This window comes from Endomicrobium proavitum (assembly GCF_001027545.1).
Classification (GTDB): domain Bacteria; phylum Elusimicrobiota; class Endomicrobiia; order Endomicrobiales; family Endomicrobiaceae; genus Endomicrobium; species Endomicrobium proavitum.
This window is the reverse complement of sequence record NZ_CP009498.1, coordinates 1271457-1288687: the sequence shown is the minus strand read 5'-3', so window position 1 is coordinate 1288687 and position 17231 is coordinate 1271457. Positions and strand designations below refer to the sequence as shown.

Below are 17231 nucleotides of genomic sequence, written 5' to 3'. Positions count from 1 at the left end.
AGCAGGTATCGCATGGGCTGGCTTATTGTTTTATTTGATTTGCCTACAGATACAAAGGCAGAAAGACATCAGGCAACCAAGTTTAGAAACGGACTTTTAGATTTGGGTTATCTAATGTTGCAGTATTCTGTTTATGCGAGATGTGCGGTAACATTAGACAAGAAGAAAGGGTTTTTAAACGACATAAAAAAAATCGCTCCTACCACAGGCAATGTTCAATGTTATTTTATTACCGATATCCAATGGGAAGAATGTATTACTATAACAAAAAATAAAGACAAAGGACTCCGGCAGCTTGAATTTGAAGATAAAATAAGCGACCAACTGCAGTTCTGGTAATAGTTTGATAAATTAAAAGCTGTCTTGCGTACCTTTAAGTAGAGGCAAGACAGTTTTAATTTTAGTTGAGGCGGGACTAAAAAAATGGACTTCCAAAAGTATACATAAAAACCAAAAAAATTACAAACTTTAAGAGTGAATCCTATTATAACAAATCCATTTTTTTAGTCCCGTCAGAACCGAGTAGGCTGCAGGGTTGTCAATAATATTATTATAACAAATCCATTTTTTTAGTCCCGTCAGAACACAAAAAAATACATTGTGTTACAATATGGTATTATAACAAATCCATTTTTTTAGTCCCGTCAGAACATAGGCAATTTGTTATACGTATTGAGTTAAATTATAACAAATCCATTTTTTTAGTCCCGTCAGAACCTCCGTTGGGCGCTACAACGGGTTTGTCTGATTATAACAAATCCATTTTTTTAGTCCCGTCAGAACCTACGCTCTTCCAGTTCTTTTTCGTGGCAAATTATAACAAATCCATTTTTTTAGTCCCGTCAGAACTATTCGGCAACAGCCGCCTCAATGCGCCGTATTATAACAAATCCATTTTTTTAGTCCCGTCAGAACTTCTCGTCGTCGCGGCTCGCCCAAGCGCACATTATAACAAATCCATTTTTTTAGTCCCGTCAGAACATATGATGAATTACAGCGGGCTTTATCGTGATTATAACAAATCCATTTTTTTAGTCCCGTCAGAACTGCTTGGCGCGTAACCTACAATCGCCAAATATTATAACAAATCCATTTTTTTAGTCCCGTCAGAACACACCTCTTCCAAGCATGTTTGTTTCAGCTATTATAACAAATCCATTTTTTTAGTCCCGTCAGAACTATTTCAACCAACGGACAAAACACTTGGCGATTATAACAAATCCATTTTTTTAGTCCCGTCAGAACCTATCTGCTGTAGACATATTATAGCACAATATTATAACAAATCCATTTTTTTAGTCCCGTCAGAACGCAGGCGGAAGATATAAATACAACTTCTTTATTATAACAAATCCATTTTTTTAGTCCCGTCAGAACTTAATGTAGAGCGTATCCGCCAAAATTTCAATTATAACAAATCCATTTTTTTAGTCCCGTCAGAACATATTCAGATTTGTCCAATCCCAATTCTTTATTATAACAAATCCATTTTTTTAGTCCCGTCAGAACCCACCTCTTCAAAAATATATTTGCCGATTTATTATAACAAATCCATTTTTTTAGTCCCGTCAGAACACAAGAAAAATACATTGTGCTACAATATGGATTATAACAAATCCATTTTTTTAGTCCCGTCAGAACACAAAAAAAATACATTGTGCTACAATATGTATTATAACAAATCCATTTTTTTAGTCCCGTCAGAACCTCAACCTCAACGTAATCATTGAATTGGGCATTATAACAAATCCATTTTTTTAGTCCCGTCAGAACCGCATTATCTACAGATATATATTCATTGTCGATTATAACAAATCCATTTTTTTAGTCCCGTCAGAACTAGTATGCCTGCTTTAACCGCTTCTTTTGTATTATAACAAATCCATTTTTTTAGTCCCGTCAGAACAAGTAAGTTCACAATTTCGCCCATCTGTTTATTATAACAAATCCATTTTTTTAGTCCCGTCAGAACATATTCAGCTTTGTCCAATCCCAATTCTTTATTATAACAAATCCATTTTTTTAGTCCCGTCAGAACTTTTTGCGGCGGTGTTTGGTGTTTGGTTGGATTATAACAAATCCATTTTTTTAGTCCCGTCAGAACACAAGACAAATACATTGTGCTACAATATGTATTATAACAAATCCATTTTTTTAGTCCCGTCAGAACATATTCAGGGTGATATTGCTCTCTCACCTTATTATAACAAATCCATTTTTTTAGTCCCGTCAGAACTAATAAAGGTATTGACGTGATAAAAGATTTATTATAACAAATCCATTTTTTTAGTCCCGTCAGAACGAAGGCATTGCTGATTACAGTGTAACAGGGATTATAACAAATCCATTTTTTTAGTCCCGTCAGAACCACTTTGAGATAATCTTCCCATCGCCAACCATTATAACAAATCCATTTTTTTAGTCCCGTCAGAACATGCGCGGCAACGCCTAATTTATTAATTGAATTATAACAAATCCATTTTTTTAGTCCCGTCAGAACCCCCCTATCATTTTATTAGTAGCTCTTAAAATTATAACAAATCCATTTTTTTAGTCCCGTCAGAACTACGAAGCATTGAACTTTTAACCTGATACGATTATAACAAATCCATTTTTTTAGTCCCGTCAGAACCGCCGTAGTTTGCGATGCTTCCTGTATCGGATTATAACAAATCCATTTTTTTAGTCCCGTCAGAACTCCTCGCTAATTACATAATCCCTTAAAAGTATTATAACAAATCCATTTTTTTAGTCCCGTCAGAACTTCGCCTAAGTGCGCTAATTTTGGGTTGTAATTATAACAAATCCATTTTTTTAGTCCCGTCAGAACTGAATCATCCGGAAATTGCAAATGCGCTGGATTATAACAAATCCATTTTTTTAGTCCCGCCAGAACTGTAGGAAGCTGTTTATTGAGTTCATATTTATTATAACAAATCCATTTTTTTAGTCCCGTCAGAACACGCGCTGTGCAAACGTATTCCGCTGCGTCATTATAACAAATCCATTTTTTTAGTCCCGTCAGAACTGCGGCAGTGTTAAATTTTTCCCTTTCCCAATTATAACAAATCCATTTTTTTAGTCCCGTCAGAACAATTGAGCGTTAAATAAATGCACCTTAATTATTATAACAAATCCATTTTTTTAGTCCCGTCAGAACTTTTGCTTTTATTCTTTGTAGTTTTGCTTTATTATAACAAATCCATTTTTTTAGTCCCGTCAGAACCCGGATGTTAAATGGGTTCAGAGCGCCGATATTATAACAAATCCATTTTTTTAGTCCCGTCAGAATTTTAATACATATTAGCAAATTCTAAAAAGTTAAATCAGTGTAAAGAATGGATGGAGTTTTTTATATCGTGTTTGTTTAATTTAGTATCTTGACAAAGCATACTAACGCATGCTAATATGCCGCTAAAATTTACACAATATATAAAGAACGATTTGTTATTGCAAAAGAGAGGGGAACAAATTGCCCCTCTCTTTTGTTTTAGCTATAATACACTATACATCAACAATTCCGGAGAAAAAGTTTATGAAATTTTCAGATGCGCAGGATTTACTTAATAAGTATGTTAAAGGCGAAACGCTTTTGCGGCATAGTTTAACGGTTGCGGTGGTAATGGAATATTTTGCGAAAGAATTCGGCGAAATAAATCCTGAGTTTTACAAAAGCGTCGGGTATTTACACGATATTGATTTTGAACTTTACCCAAACGAGCATTGTATAAAAGCTAAAGAAATTCTTGAAACGGAAAAAGCAAATTTTCCGCAGCTTACCGACGAAATAATTCACGCGGTATTAAGCCACGGATATAATCTTACAAATAATGTAGAACCAATTTCGCAAATGGAAAAAGTTTTATACGCAATAGATGAACTTACCGGACTTATTTTTGCCTGCGCCATGGTGCGCCCGTCAAAAAGCGTGTCTGATTTAGAAGTTAAATCCGTTATGAAAAAATTTAAAAATCCCGCGTTTGCCGCCAACTGCAGCAGAGATGTAATTTCTAACGGCGCAAAAATGCTCAACATGGATTTAAATGAAATTATAGAAAAAACAATTTTAGCAATGCGCAGCCAGTCTGCAGCCTTGGGCGTGTAAAAGGATTTTTTATTTTGACAACGAATTTCGCAGAACAAAAATTACAAGTTCTTAAAGAATATTTCGGGCATCAATCTTTTCGCAGCGTGCAGGAAGAACTTATTGACGCAACGCTTGCCGGCCGCGATGCGCTGGGCATTATGCCTACCGGCGCGGGCAAATCCGTTTGTTTTCAGGTGCCGGCCGTTTTGTTTGACGGCATAACAATTGTAATTTCTCCGCTTATTTCTCTTATGAAAGATCAAACCGCGTCGCTTACGCAAAACGGTATAAAATCCGCATATATCAACAGTTCCCTCACGCCAGCCCAAACCAAAAAAATTCTTGATAACGCGCTTGCCGGCGAATATAAACTTATTTATATTGCTCCCGAGCGGTTAGATTACGACGGGTTTTTAAATTTTACAAGAAAAATTAAAATTTCTATGGTAACAATAGACGAAGCTCACTGCGTGTCTCAGTGGGGTCAGGATTTTCGTCCAAGTTACACAAAAATAGCGGGTTTTGTCAGCGGAATTAATCCGCGCCCTATAGTTTCTGCGTTTACCGCCACAGCCACCCCGCGCGTTAGAAAAGATATTGTTGATATTTTAGAATTAAACGCGCCGCAAATTTCCGTTGCAAGTTTTGACAGGGCAAATTTAAAATTTGACGTTCGTCATCCCGTAAAAAAATTTAACGAGTTAATAGAAATATTAAAAGATAAAAAAGATAAGTCCGGAATAATTTATTGTTTAACAAGAAAAACGGTTGACGACCTTACCGAAAAATTAAAAGCCGCGGGTTTTAACGCGGCAAGTTATCACGCGGGGCTTACCACAAAACAGCGCCACGCAAATCAGGACGATTTTATTTTTGACCGCGTAAACATAATAGTTGCCACAAATGCGTTCGGCATGGGAATAGATAAATCCAATGTTTCGTTTGTTATCCATTACAACATGCCAAAAGATATAGAAAGTTACTATCAGGAAGCCGGCAGAGCAGGCCGCGACGGCTCGCCCGCAGACTGCATTGTTTTATACAGCGGTCAAGACATAATGACAAATCTTTTTTTAATAAATAACAGCGACGGCAGAGAATACGAAACGCCGGAAGACGAATTATATTTAAAATCGCTGGAACGCGAACGCTTAAAAGAAATGGATCAATACTGCAACACAAACGAATGCCTTCGCCATTATATTCTAAAATATTTCGGCGAAATTCCATCTTGGAACGAATGCGCAAATTGCGGCAACTGCAACGCGGAATCTAAAATGGAAGATATAACAATTTTATCGCAAAAAATATTGTCGTGCGTTGTCCGAATGCAGGGAAATTTCGGCAAAAATTTTGTTATGGACGTATTAAGAGGCAGTAAAGCCGAAAAAATTATAAGTTTTGGGTTTAATAAACTTTCTACTTACGGCATTTGCGCTGAAAGCAAAGAAAAACTAAAAGACGTAATTAATTTTCTTACAATAAATAAATTTTTAGCCACAACAAATACGGAATTTCCCGTTTTAAAATTAGGCGCCCGCGCAGCGGAAATTTTAAAAGATAAAATTAAAGTAGAAATGAAAGTATCAACAGCTCAAAAAGTTGAAGCGGCTGATATAGTATCTAAATATAAAGATAAACCCGATAAAAATATTGTAATAAACAAAGAGTTGTTTGAAGCGTTAAAACGGTTAAGACAAACAATAGCCGCGCAACAAAATGTGCCGGCGTATATAATTTTTCCAAACACGGCTTTAATAGATATGTGCGGTAAACTTCCAAAAACTAAAGAAGAGTTTTCACAAATATCGGGCGTAGGCTCCCAAAAACTTGAAAAATACGGCGACATTTTTGTAAAAACAATTATTGAGTTTTTAAACGGCAGGTGAAAACAAGGAAGAGGATAAGAAGGTAAGTAACGGCAAGTTGTTAAAGTAGAAAGTAGGAAGGAGTAAGGAGCAAGTGTTGTTAATTCCCCTGACAAAGATGATAAGAGGGTAGGATGGTAGGAAGATAAGTAACGGCAAGTAATAAAGAATAAGTAAAAGGTAAAGACAACGACATGGCTGACAGGATGCTGTTATTCCCCTTTTATAAAGGGTTAATGTTCAAAAAGTGTGGTTAAAAGAGGTATTTTTCTAACCAGATTACGACGACAAAAAGAAATATTGATACAATGATTATCAAAAGGGTTTAATAAACGTGTTAAAAACGCTGTAAGTATTGTAAAAGCAATGCCGTAAGAATTCATGGAAAAACAAAGCAAAACAAAACAAGATTTAAGTGTCTTAAATGCTTAAGAACATTTATTTGGAAGAACCGTAGCAACAAACTCAAGAAACAGAAAGTTTGGTTTAAATTGTGGATTACACAAGGCTACACTGTAAAACAATTATCAAAATTGTCAGAGCATTCGCAATCTACAATTAGAAGGACACTTAAATACTGGCTTTCAAAAGAGCCTAATCTTTGTGATGAAAAAGAGCTGTCAAAAATCACACATGTTCTTTATGATGCAACATATTTTCACAGAGGCAATTGCTTTTTGGTTTTGGCTGATAACAAAACAAAAAAGATATTTTTCTGCGAATTTGTTAGAAGCGAAAACTATCAGCAAGCAAGAAACTATTTTGACAGATTAAAAGCATTTGGATTAAGACCAAAAGTTTTAATTTCCGACGCGAATCAAACAATATTGAAAGTCTTTCAAGATGTTTGGGCTAATGCCATAATGCAAAGATGTTTGATCCATGCCAGTTTCCAAACAATCAGGTTTTTGCATAAAAACTCTAAGACAAAAGCGGCGCAAGACTTAAAAAGCATTGCCATTGCCTGCTCAAGAATTAAAAGCCAAAAGAATAAAGAAGAATTTGAAAATGCTTACACAAACTGGCGTTTGAAATATGAACCTTTTATAAAATCTTTGCCAAATGAAAGCTATGAATACAAAGAAATAAACAAAGCAAATACTTTTTTAAAAGACTCGTTAAAAGATATTTTCTATTTTTTAAAAGATCGTCAAATAGCAAGCAATACGAATTATTTAGAAAATCTATTTAAGACATTAAAAGAAAATATACGCCGTCATAATGGGCTTACTAAAAAACATAAAATCGCTTTTGTTAAATGGTTTTTTTTCTTTAAAAACCCCAAAAAAACCACACTTTTTGAACATTAACCCTTATAAAAAGGGGTGCCCGATAGGGCGGGGTATTTGTTGTTGCTGTTGATTCTTAATTTGTAATTAAAACAAACAATCTGGCGCTTGTAAGTAAGATGTTAATCCTAAAACAAGCCTGCCCTATAAATAAGGTTGTAATACAGGGTTAGCGCCTCGGAGTCTGCGTAGCAGCAGGGTATTTGTGGCATAATATATAAAAAAAGTTGCTAAAAAACCCAAAAAAGTTTTAAAACATAGATGACAAAATATTTTGAAGCTTATAGTTGCTTGTAATTTCGGAAGATTGCCGGTTCATTTATTTTGTATCCATATTTTTAAAAGAAAATATTTCACTTCCCGTATTTTTGCGCGTAATCGTTAATTGCGTTTGTGGCGTTTAAAATATTGTTAACGGTGTTACATCCGCCAACGCATCCGCCGAGGCAGCACATAACTTCTATAAGGTTTGCCTTAGCGTGACCTTTCGCGTAAGATTTAAGTTTTAAAATTGTTTTTTTATCAAAACCCGCCACATGTTCTTCTCTAACTTTTTGCCGCGCGGCTGCGCTTAAATATCTTTTAACCGCGTTTAACACTCCGCCGAAAGTGCCGAACGTAAGCGCTTCTTTTGTTATGGCAAGTTTAAACTGTTCGTTTATGCAATCTTTAAGATTTATATTTTTACCTTTCATCATGGCTTCAAGCTCTTCAAAGCTTAAAACAAAATCTACCAAATTATCCTTTTGCGCTTCCTTGCGTTTTGACAAACACGGCGAAATAAAAACCGTCGCCGCATGCGGATTTTTTTTGCGCGCAATTTCTGCCGCGTAATGCATTGGGGTAGCAGTGTGCGAAACAAAAGGCACAAGTTCCGGAATATGTTTTTGAACTAAACGCACATAAGCGTGGCAGCACGACGTTGTCATAAAACGTTCGCCTTTTTGCAAAACGCGTTCGTTAAATTCCGCGGCTTCGTTTTCGGCGGTAACATCCGCGCCAAGCGCAACTTCTATAACTTCAGAAAACCCCAGCTCTTTTATTGCGGTTTTTAATTTGCCCATGCTTACGCCGAACTGTCCGGCTATTGAAGGCGCCATCAGGGCAATAAGTTTTTTGTTGCTTTTAGTTAATTTTAACACGCTTAAAAATTGCGTTCTTTCAATAACCGCGCCAAACGGGCAGGCTTTTACGCACTTGCCGCAGCTTATGCACAGCGAGTGGTCAATAACCGCGGTATCTTTATCGGCGCCTTTGTCGGCTTTTTTTATTGCGGATACCGGACAAGATTCTTCGCACGGAACGGTAATTTTCAAAATTGCGCCGTAAGGACACGCGTCTTTGCATTTGCCGCAATTTTTGCAGGTATCCTGATTTATTTGCGCGCGGTGATTGTTTACGGACACGGAAGTAAAAGGACAGCTTCTAACGCATTGGCGCGACAAACACCCTTGGCAAATTTCAGAAACCATATATCTGCTTTTTACGCAAGATTTGCACGCAGAACGCAAAATTGTAAGAAGCTTGTTGCTGGAGTGGTCAAAATTCGGGTTGTTTTGCGCAACGTAATCCGTAAGAGGAAGCGCTTCGTCAATTTCGTTTACGGAATAACCAAACGCCGCCAAAGCGCGAAGACGCAAAATTGCGCGCTCTTTATATTCGCAGCATCTGAAAGTTGCTTCCTGCCCTTTTGGAATAATATTAAACGGTATGCGGTTAGCGTCTTTTTCAAGAGTTCCGGCGTAAAACGCGCGGGCTATTTCTTCTAAAACTTCGGTTTTAAAATGTTCGGAATAATTTTTATTTAAGTTCATAATGCAAATATTTTAGCATATAAATGTTACATAATCTAACTTGAAAATACGCTGTAAAAAGTAGCTTGCGTGCAAACTTTAAGTAATGAAAAATAAACTTCCGGCGGGAGTTTAATAAAATATTGTTGCAATAAAATAAAAAGCGCTTTCGTTAATTTATCAAGCAGATAAATTTGAGGAGGCGCAAAATGAAGAAAATAACAATGATGTTGGCGGTTGTGTTAAGCTTAACTTTCAGCGCAAGCGCGTTTGCGGCAAACCGTTCGGGATACATGGCAAATTACAAAGATACCCGCAATCACAACGTTTACTCGCAGAGGTATGACAATCACAGACACGATAAAATTATAATCGTAAAAGAAGTCCGCCATCAGCCGAAAAAAGCAGTTGCGGTAAAAAAACACGCAAACCCTAAACCGTTAAGCGACACATCCGCAGCTCTTGTAGGCGTGGGGCTTGTAGCATTAATTGCCGCCGCAGTTATCAACTAAAATAAAATTCGCGCTAACAATCCAACAATAAAAAAAGAGTCCGGCGCAGCTACCGCCGGACTCTTTTCGCATTTTGAAAAATATTTCAAACTATTGATATAGATGATAAGAGGGTAGGATGGTAGGAAGGTAAGTAACGGCAAGTAATAAATAATAGGTAACAAGTAATAAGTAAGAAGGAGTAAGGAGCAAGGAGCAAGGAGCAAGGAGCAAGGAGCAAGGAGCAAGGAGCAAGGAGTAAGGAGTAAAATATTATGAACTGTCTTTTCTTCCTCGCCCCTTGCGGGAGAGGGTAGGGTGAGGGGTATGCCGTTAACCAAGTTGTTGTCTTTGTCATTAGTCTTTGCCGCCCTCAAGCGGTTTATGAGTGGAGTATTTTTATCACACTAAAAATTCCCCGATAGTTTATTTTAATTGCGAATTAACGTCAAAGAAAAATACCCCGCCCTATCGGGCACCCCTTTATAAAAGGGGAATTAACGACTCCGCTGTTTGTTACTTTTTACTTATTCTTTATTACTTGCCGTTACTTATCTTCCTACCATCCTACTCTCTTATCATCTTTATCAGGGGAATTGACAACACCTGCTCCTTACTCCTTCCTACTTTCTACTTTAACAACTTGCCGTTAACCTACCCTACAAAATACTCCAGCAAAAACACCACTGCTGCGCCTAAAAAAATTGTCAGAGGCGCAATGCGGTTTGTAATTTTGTGCGTTTCGGGAATTAAGTCCGAAGCCGCAAGAAAAATAAACGAACCCGCCGTAACCGAAAGCAGCGCGCCGAGAAAATCTTGCGTTAGATTTGTAAATAAAAACATTCCTATAATTGTGCCTACCGGCGTAAATAAAGCCGTAGCAAGCGAAAACCGAAAAATTTTATTTTTTTTGACTCCCGTATGCAAAAGAATTGCGGATATTGTTATGCCGTCGGGAAGTTTGTGCAGCAACACGGCAAGAGTTGTAAGTATTCCAAGCCCCGAGTTTGCTTCAAAACCAACGGCAATAATTAAACCGTCTATTAAAGAATGCAGCGACAAACCTATAACCGAAGTCGTCCCCATATGTTTGTGACATTCGCCGTCGTGGCACGGGTGAAATAAAACCACAAACTGTAAAAAAAACATCGCTAAAAACCCGCCTAAAACAAAAAGCAAACCTTTAGGATTTGCGGCAAGCCCTTCCGGCATTAAATGCGCAAAAGCTATTGCAAGCATTACGCCTGCCGCAAAGTTTATAAGAAGTATTGAATTTTTTTCCGCCCACTTATGAAATTTTAAAACAATAGCAGTTCCTAAAAGAGCCGACGATGCGGCAATTAAAGAATAAATAATTTCCATAATGTTAGTTTCCCGCCTTTATCCGTTTTAAAGATTTTGCCGCAAGCATTACGCAGCCCGCTGCGGCAACAACCGCAAAAAATAAACTTAAATAAAACTCAAAACTTTGCAATGCGATCTGCAAAATAACAAGCGCCATGCAGAACGCTGCAGCTAAAAAAGTTAAAGCCGTGTTTTTATAATTGTTAACTGATATTTTAAAACAAATTAACAGTCCTGCGCAAGATATGCCCGAAAATAAATAAGTTAAACCTGCATCGGCGCCAAAAGGTTTTGAAAAACTTGCGGCAGATTTTACCGCTATAAGAACAGAAATAAAAAACAGCGCGGGAACAATAAAAATTACTAACCGCGCCAAAGCTTTTGCAAATTCTCTGTCGCCGGTTTTAAAATGCGCGGCAAATTTCATAAACGCATAAAGCCCGGCGGTAAAAATTATTGACGCGCTTGCAAAAAGAGAAAAGCTGCGCGCAAAATAAGAGCCTGCCGCGGCGGTGAGCGTTAAAACTAAACTCAAAACCAAAACGGCAGGCAATAAATATTTTTTATTCATTAAAGTCTGTAGCTGTTTTTTTCCGTAAATTTAATAATGTCGCCCATAATTTTAACGGCGTTTGCGGGAAAGGCGCCTACGGCGGTTTCCGCAGAAAGCATAACATAGTCGCTTCCGTCAATAATTGCGTTTGCAACGTCGGAAACTTCGGCTCTTGTGGGTATGGGGTTTTCAACCATGCTTTCAAGCATTTGCGTTGCGGTTATAACAAATTTTTTGCGGACTTTGCATTTTTTAATTATATATTTTTGAACAACCGGCACGGTGTAAAGCGGAATGGAAATTCCCATGTCGCCGCGGGCAACCATTATGCCGTCGCAAACGTCAAGAATTGACGGAAGATTGTTTATTCCGTCGCGGTCTTCAATTTTTGCCACAAGTTTGCAATGAGTGTTTTTTAAAGAACGCAAAACGTCTATAAGAGGTTTCATGTCCTGCGCGTTTCTAACAAAAGAGTTTGCAACAAAATCTACGTTGTGTTTTAACGCAAAAAGCATGTCCTGATAATCTTTTTCTTCAATAAGCGGAAATTTAAGTTTTGCCGCGGGAATGTTTACGCCTTTATGTTTTTTAAGCGTATAATCCATGTGAACTTCCGCAATAATTTCGGAAGCTTTGGAAGACAGAACGGTAAGTCTTAAGTTTCCGTCGTCAATAAAAACTTCCATTCCCTTTTTTATGTCCGTTAAAGACCCTGAATAGTCTATGTTTATTTTTTTATCGTCGCCGATAATATCTTTGTTTGTTAAAATAAGTTTTTGACCTTTTTTAAGATCTACTTTCCCGTTGTTTGCAAGTTCGCCTACTCTTATTCTGTGACCTTCAAGATCCGCAAGAATTTTTACGTTCTTTCTGTATTTTTTGTTAAGAGCTTTTATCATTGCGAAATCTTTTTCGTACTCTTCGTAAGTTCCGTGGGAAAAATTAAGTCTTACCACGGTCATTCCGGAATCCGCCAATTTTTTAAGCAGCGGTAATGAACGCGTTGCCGGCCCTAATGTGCAAATAATTCCTGTTTTAGACACTGTAAACTCCTGTTTAGAAGCTAAGAAGTTGGAAGTTTAGAGGATTAAAATCTGTTGCCTAACTTCCAAACTTCTTAGCCGCTTGTATTATTTTGTTTTCGGTAAATGTTTCAGCGACTCGCAAACTAATTCCGACGGATAATCGTAATCCTGCATTTTGCCGGAAAGGTAGTTATCGTAAGCGGACAAATCAAAATGTCCGTGTCCGGACAAGTTAAACAATATAGTTTTAGATTTTCCTTCTTCTTTTGCTTTAAGAGCTTCGGTTATCGCCACGCGTATTGCATGGGCAGATTCCGGAGCCGGCAAAATTCCTTCGGTTCTTGCGAAAGTTACCGCGGCTTCAAAAACTTCTTTCTGGCGAACCGTTACGGGGTCAACCAAATTATGTTTAACAAGAGCAGATACAAGCGGAGACGCGCCGTGATATCTTAACCCTCCGGCGTGAATTCCTCCGGGCATAAACGTGTGCCCTAAAGTGTACATTTTTAACGCGGGCGTAAAACCGGAACTGTCGCCGTAGTCGTAAGCTAAAACGCCTTTAGAAAGTTTCGGGCATGCCGACGGCTCCACCGCTATTGCTTTAAGATTTTTTACTTTTCCGGAAAGTTTGTCGTATAAGAAAGGAAATGCCGTGCCCGAAAAATTAGAACCGCCGCCAAGGCATGCTATAACAATGTCGGGATAATCGCCGGCAATTTCAAGCTGTTTTTTTGCTTCAAGTCCAATAACCGTTTGGTGCATTGCCACGTGGTTTAAAACGCTTCCCAAAGAATATTTTGCATCTTTGTGCGTTACAACGTCTTCAATAGCTTCGCTGATTGCAATGCCCAAAGAACCTTCGCTGTTGGGGTTTTCCGCTAAAACTTTTCTGCCTACTTCGGTTTGATTAGACGGGCTTGCAAAAACCTGCGCGCCGTAAACCTGCATTAAAGATTTTCTATACGGTTTTTGCTCATAAGAAACTTTCACCATATAAACTACGCATTCCAGCCCGAACATTTGGCATGCCATTGAAAGAGCCGACCCCCACTGACCGGCGCCCGTTTCGGTGGCAAGTCTTTTAACGCCTGCTTTTTTATTGTAGTAAGCCTGCGCTATTGCGGAGTTGGATTTATGGCTGCCCGACGGGCTTACGCCTTCGTTTTTAAAATAAATTTTTGCCGGCGTATCTAAAAATTTTTCAAGATTTGTCGCGCGTACCAGCGGAGAAGGTCTCCAAATTTTGTATGCGTCTATAACTTCGTCGGGAATATCTATAAATCTTTCGGCGCTTAATTCCTGCTTAATTATTTCCGGCGGGAAAATAGCGGAAAAATCTTCGGCCGTTGCCGGTCTGCCCGCCTGAACGTTGTATGGAGGGTCAAGCGGTTCGGGCAAATCCGCCTGAATATTATACCACTGGCGCGGAATATCTTTTTCGTCTAAAAATATTTTTTTGGATTTTACAGCCATTATGTTCTCCTTAAATTTTCAATGGTTTTTCAATGGAATGCCGTTGCCGCCATTGAACCGCGGGAGAGTGAAACGTCCCGAAATTAAAAATTATCGGTATTATATACAATATTAATAGTAAAAGTCAAATTTTGGCGCGGAAAACGCAAAAAGCGCAAAATTAAAAAAATGATTGTAAAATAAAACCATTATTGTTTTTACAAAAATATTGACATTTTTATCAAATTTTATTATAAAATAAATGAATTTATGAAAATTTACGCTGTATCGAAGTTGGCGGCATAAAAGCCGTCCGCGGAGGAATAGATGAAAAAACCGGATGTGGTAAAACGAGTAGCGGATGTTTCAGGTTTAACGCAGGGAGATTCTAACAGAGCTATTAAAGCTTTGGTAAAAGTTATTCAAGACAGCTTAAAAAGCGGCGAAGTGGTTTCTTTATCGGGCCTTGGCTCTTTCCGAGCTAAAGCGCGAAAAGCAAGACAGGGCAGAAACCCAAAAACCGGAGAGGTTATTCCTGTGCCGCCGGGAAAAAAAGTTTCTTTTAAACCTACTACAACATTAAGAAAAATAATCCAATAATTATAGAGGGATAGAAGTTTGGAAGTTTTGAAGCGTAGTTGCAGTTGCTAAACTTCAAAACCTCCAAACTTCCAAACATCTTATATGATAGAAATAGAACCTTCAAAAAAACTCAACAAGCTGCCGCCATACCTGTTTACAAAAATTAATATTTTGAAAGCGGAAGCCTACGCCAAAAATCTTGACGTTATAGATTTGGGCATGGGAAATCCCGATTTACCCACGCCGACGCATATTGTTGACAGACTTTGCGACACGGTAAAACATCACAAAAACACGCACAGATACCCGCAGGCAAAAGGCATGCCGAAATTTCGCCGCGCAGTTTCGGAATGGATGGCAAGGCGTTTCGGCGTTGAGCTTGACCCCGCCAACGAAATTTTATCTTTAATAGGCTCTAAAGAAGGCATAGCGCATTTGTGCTTTGCATATTTAAACCCCGGCGATTACGTTTTAGTTTGCGACCCTGCTTACCCCGTGCATTTTAACGGCGTGGCTTTGGCGGGCGCAAAAATATATTCTATGCCGTTGCTTGAAAAAAATAATTTTTTGCCGGACTTTACGAAAATTCCGGAAAAAACCGCGCAAAAAGCAAAAATAATGTTTTTAAATTATCCGAACAACCCGACGGCGGCCGTTGTTGACGATAACAATTTTTGGAAAGAAGCCATAAAGTTTTGCAAAAAATATAATATTCTTTTAGTTTCGGACAACGCTTATTCGGAGCTTACTTTCGGCGACTACTGCGCGCCGTCAATTTTTGAATTTGCGGGAGCAAAAGACGTTGCTTTGGAATTTCACTCTTTTTCAAAAACTTTCAATATGGCGGGCTGGCGCTTAGGCTGGGTTTGCGGCGCAAAAAAACTTTTGTATCCGCTTGAAAAATTTAAATCTTTTTTAGATTACGGTTCGCCCACGTTTATGCAGCTTGCCGCTGTTGCCGCGCTTAACGGTCCGCAAGACTGCGTTAGAGAGCTTGCCGCAGTTTACGAAAGAAGAATGAAAAAAATGGTCGCGGGTTTGTCAAAAATAGGCTGGCGCGTTAAAGAAACAAAAGCCACAATGTACGTGTGGGCGGGTCTTCCGGACTGTCTAAAAAAACAGGGTTCGCTAAAAGTTGCCGAAGATTTACTTAAAGAAACCGGCGTGGTAATTTCCCCCGGAGCGGGTTTCGGCAAACACGGCGAAGGCTACGCAAGAATGTCTTTAGTAACCCATGACAGCCGCTTCCACGACGCGCTGTTAAGAATAAACAAGTTTACAAAGAACGCAAAGGAATGCAAATAATATGTCCAAACAACAAATAAACGTAGGGCTTATAGGTTATGGTACCGTCGGGAAAGGCGTTGTTAGAATTTTGGAAGCTAACAAAAAAATTGCGCTTCGCAAGGCGGGCGTGCCTATAAAAGTTAAAGCGATATGCGATTTAAAACCCATAGACAGAAAAGATTTATACGTTAAAAATTTTCGCGATATAATTAACGACCCTGAAATAGATTTAATAGTTGAACTTATCGGCGGATACGAACCCGCGCGGACAATAATTTTGGAAGCGCTTAAAGCCGGCAAAAACGTAGTTACCGCAAACAAAGCCGTTTTGGCAAAATACTGGGACGAAATTTTTACCACGGCGCAAAATTGCCAGCAGTCTATTTATTACGAAGCGTCCGTCGGCGGAGTAATTCCCGTTGTGCAGGGCTTAAGCGAAGGTTTGGCGTCCGAAGAAATTTTAGAAATAAAAGGCATTCTTAACGGCACCACAAATTTTATTTTAAGCGAAATGACAAAACGCGGCGTTTCTTACGGAGAAGCTTTAAAAAGCGCGCAGCAAGCCGGTTTTGCCGAAGCTAACCCGAGTTTTGACGTTGACGGAATAGATACCGCAAACAAACTTGCAATACTTGCTTCTCTTGCGTGGGGCGGCTGGATAAAAGTTAAAGATATCGCCGTTAAAGGCATTGCGGATTTAGATATTCAGGACGTTTTAATTACGCAGGAGTTCGGTTACGATATAAAACTTATCGGTTCCGCAAACAAAACAAAAGACGGCATAGATTTGTCCGTGCAGCCTTGTCTTGTAAAGCACGACCACGCTTTTGCCACCGTTGAAAACGAGTATAACGCCGTTATGATTACCGGAAAAGATTCCGGCGACGTTTTATTTTACGGTAAAGGCGCGGGGCAGGGTCCTGCGGCAAGCGCGGTTGTTTCGGACATTATAAACATGTCCGAATTTATAGTTACAAACACGGCGGGAATTGTGCCGGACGTTGTTTACGATAAAAAAACAAAAATTAAAATTTTGCCGTCGGGAAAAAGCAAAGCTCCGTATTATTTAAGGCTTAATGTGGTAGATAAGCCCGGCGTGCTTTCAAAAATTTCAGGAATTCTCGGAAACAATAAAGTTTCCATAGCCTCGCTTGCCCAGCCGGACGTTTCCGGTTCCGACAGCGTGCAGATAATAATTATTACCCACGAAACAAAAAGAGAAAATTTAGAAAAAGCGCTTAAACAAATAGACGCTTCAAAATCTATAGTAAAAACAAAAACCGTAAAAATTAAAATAGAACTTTAATATAAAACGTAAACTCAAACCTTCGGCGCATTGTAAAACCGCGCCGGAGGTTTTTATTTGGTCAACCACGTATATTTTGCATATGGTTGACCCTTTGTTTTGTATATTGTAAAATATCAATAACGACAAAGTGAAAAGTTGAAAGTTGAAAGTG

Annotated in this window: 13 protein-coding genes and 1 CRISPR repeat array; of the genes, 8 read left to right on the top strand and 5 right to left on the bottom strand. The window is 38.6% G+C overall.

The annotated features are described in order from the left end of the window. Positions 1-12 precede the first annotated feature (12 nt). The 4 genes from cas2 (at position 13) to Epro_RS05485 (ending at position 7265) form a co-directional block, all read left to right on the top strand. Positions 13-339, top strand: a complete 327-nt coding sequence (gene cas2, locus Epro_RS05500) for a CRISPR-associated endonuclease Cas2 (RefSeq protein ID WP_202812873.1) — start codon at positions 13-15, stop codon at positions 337-339. A gap of 144 nt (positions 340-483) precedes the next feature. Beyond that, positions 484-3292: direct repeats of the CRISPR family, unit length 36 nt; unit sequence ATTATAACAAATCCATTTTTTTAGTCCCGTCAGAAC. 243 nt (positions 3293-3535) lie between these two features. Further along, positions 3536-4105 (top strand): HD domain-containing protein, encoded by a 570-nt coding sequence (locus tag Epro_RS05495; protein WP_052571009.1) that lies wholly within the window; start codon positions 3536-3538, stop codon positions 4103-4105. 14 nt (positions 4106-4119) lie between these two features. Continuing rightward, on the top strand, positions 4120-5976 hold the full coding sequence (gene recQ / locus Epro_RS05490) for a DNA helicase RecQ (protein WP_052571007.1): 1857 nt from the start codon (positions 4120-4122) through the stop codon (positions 5974-5976). A gap of 470 nt (positions 5977-6446) precedes the next feature. Beyond that, positions 6447-7265 (top strand): transposase, encoded by an 819-nt coding sequence (locus Epro_RS05485; RefSeq protein ID WP_158408978.1) that lies wholly within the window; start codon positions 6447-6449, stop codon positions 7263-7265. 332 nt (positions 7266-7597) lie between these two features. Here Epro_RS05485 and Epro_RS05480 read toward each other — a convergent pair whose 3' ends face one another. Continuing rightward, positions 7598-9058, bottom strand: coding sequence for a monomeric [FeFe] hydrogenase (locus tag Epro_RS05480; RefSeq protein ID WP_082121510.1), 1461 nt, complete (start codon positions 9056-9058; stop codon positions 7598-7600). A 188-nt stretch (positions 9059-9246) separates the two neighbouring features. On the opposite strand from Epro_RS05480, the gene Epro_RS05475 reads away from it, so the two are divergent. Further along, entirely contained in the window at positions 9247-9549 is a 303-nt protein-coding gene (locus Epro_RS05475; protein WP_052571004.1) for a hypothetical protein, read from the top strand. 633 nt (positions 9550-10182) lie between these two features. Here the strand turns inward: Epro_RS05475 and Epro_RS05470 are convergent. The 4 genes from Epro_RS05470 to Epro_RS05455 form a co-directional block, all read right to left on the bottom strand. Beyond that, positions 10183-10890 (bottom strand): ZIP family metal transporter, encoded by a 708-nt coding sequence (locus Epro_RS05470; protein ID WP_052571002.1) that lies wholly within the window; start codon positions 10888-10890, stop codon positions 10183-10185. A gap of 4 nt (positions 10891-10894) precedes the next feature. Further along, entirely contained in the window at positions 10895-11443 is a 549-nt protein-coding gene (locus Epro_RS05465; RefSeq protein WP_052571000.1) for a hypothetical protein, read from the bottom strand. Next, the gene (pyk, locus tag Epro_RS05460; RefSeq protein ID WP_052570997.1) at positions 11443-12468 is read right to left on the bottom strand and encodes a pyruvate kinase; all 1026 of its coding nucleotides are present in this window, start codon (positions 12466-12468) and stop codon (positions 11443-11445) included. The genes Epro_RS05465 and pyk overlap by 1 nt, the downstream gene beginning before the upstream one ends. 87 nt (positions 12469-12555) lie before the next feature. Continuing rightward, the gene (locus tag Epro_RS05455; protein WP_052570995.1) at positions 12556-13923 is read right to left on the bottom strand and encodes a TrpB-like pyridoxal phosphate-dependent enzyme; all 1368 of its coding nucleotides are present in this window, start codon (positions 13921-13923) and stop codon (positions 12556-12558) included. A 306-nt stretch (positions 13924-14229) separates the two neighbouring features. Here Epro_RS05455 and Epro_RS05450 point away from each other — a divergent pair, with 306 nt between their 5' ends. From Epro_RS05450 to Epro_RS05440, 3 genes are all read left to right on the top strand, one after another. After that, positions 14230-14502, top strand: a complete 273-nt coding sequence (locus Epro_RS05450; protein ID WP_052570993.1) for an HU family DNA-binding protein — start codon at positions 14230-14232, stop codon at positions 14500-14502. Positions 14503-14586: 84 nt separating this feature from the next. Next, positions 14587-15789 (top strand): LL-diaminopimelate aminotransferase, encoded by a 1203-nt coding sequence (locus Epro_RS05445; RefSeq protein ID WP_052570991.1) that lies wholly within the window; start codon positions 14587-14589, stop codon positions 15787-15789. A 1-nt stretch (position 15790) separates the two neighbouring features. Continuing rightward, positions 15791-17077 carry a homoserine dehydrogenase gene (locus Epro_RS05440; protein WP_052570989.1) on the top strand — a complete coding sequence of 429 codons (1287 nt, stop codon included), beginning with the start codon at positions 15791-15793 and terminating at the stop codon, positions 17075-17077. Positions 17078-17231: the final 154 nt, after the last annotated feature.

What these genes read in the sequence shown, in the direction of transcription:
- cas2 (WP_202812873.1), top strand. Translation starts at nt 13, where the DNA reads ATGGGCTGGCTTATTGTTTTATTTGATTTGCCTACAGATACAAAGGCA.
- Epro_RS05495 (WP_052571009.1), top strand. Translation starts at nt 3,536, where the DNA reads ATGAAATTTTCAGATGCGCAGGATTTACTTAATAAGTATGTTAAAGGC.
- Epro_RS05480 (WP_082121510.1), bottom strand. Translation starts at nt 9,058, where the DNA reads ATGAACTTAAATAAAAATTATTCCGAACATTTTAAAACCGAAGTTTTA.
- Epro_RS05475 (WP_052571004.1), top strand. Translation starts at nt 9,247, where the DNA reads ATGAAGAAAATAACAATGATGTTGGCGGTTGTGTTAAGCTTAACTTTC.
- Epro_RS05470 (WP_052571002.1), bottom strand. Translation starts at nt 10,890, where the DNA reads ATGGAAATTATTTATTCTTTAATTGCCGCATCGTCGGCTCTTTTAGGA.
- Epro_RS05465 (WP_052571000.1), bottom strand. Translation starts at nt 11,443, where the DNA reads ATGAATAAAAAATATTTATTGCCTGCCGTTTTGGTTTTGAGTTTAGTT.
- Epro_RS05455 (WP_052570995.1), bottom strand. Translation starts at nt 13,923, where the DNA reads ATGGCTGTAAAATCCAAAAAAATATTTTTAGACGAAAAAGATATTCCG.
- Epro_RS05450 (WP_052570993.1), top strand. Translation starts at nt 14,230, where the DNA reads ATGAAAAAACCGGATGTGGTAAAACGAGTAGCGGATGTTTCAGGTTTA.
- Epro_RS05445 (WP_052570991.1), top strand. Translation starts at nt 14,587, where the DNA reads ATGATAGAAATAGAACCTTCAAAAAAACTCAACAAGCTGCCGCCATAC.
- Epro_RS05440 (WP_052570989.1), top strand. Translation starts at nt 15,791, where the DNA reads ATGTCCAAACAACAAATAAACGTAGGGCTTATAGGTTATGGTACCGTC.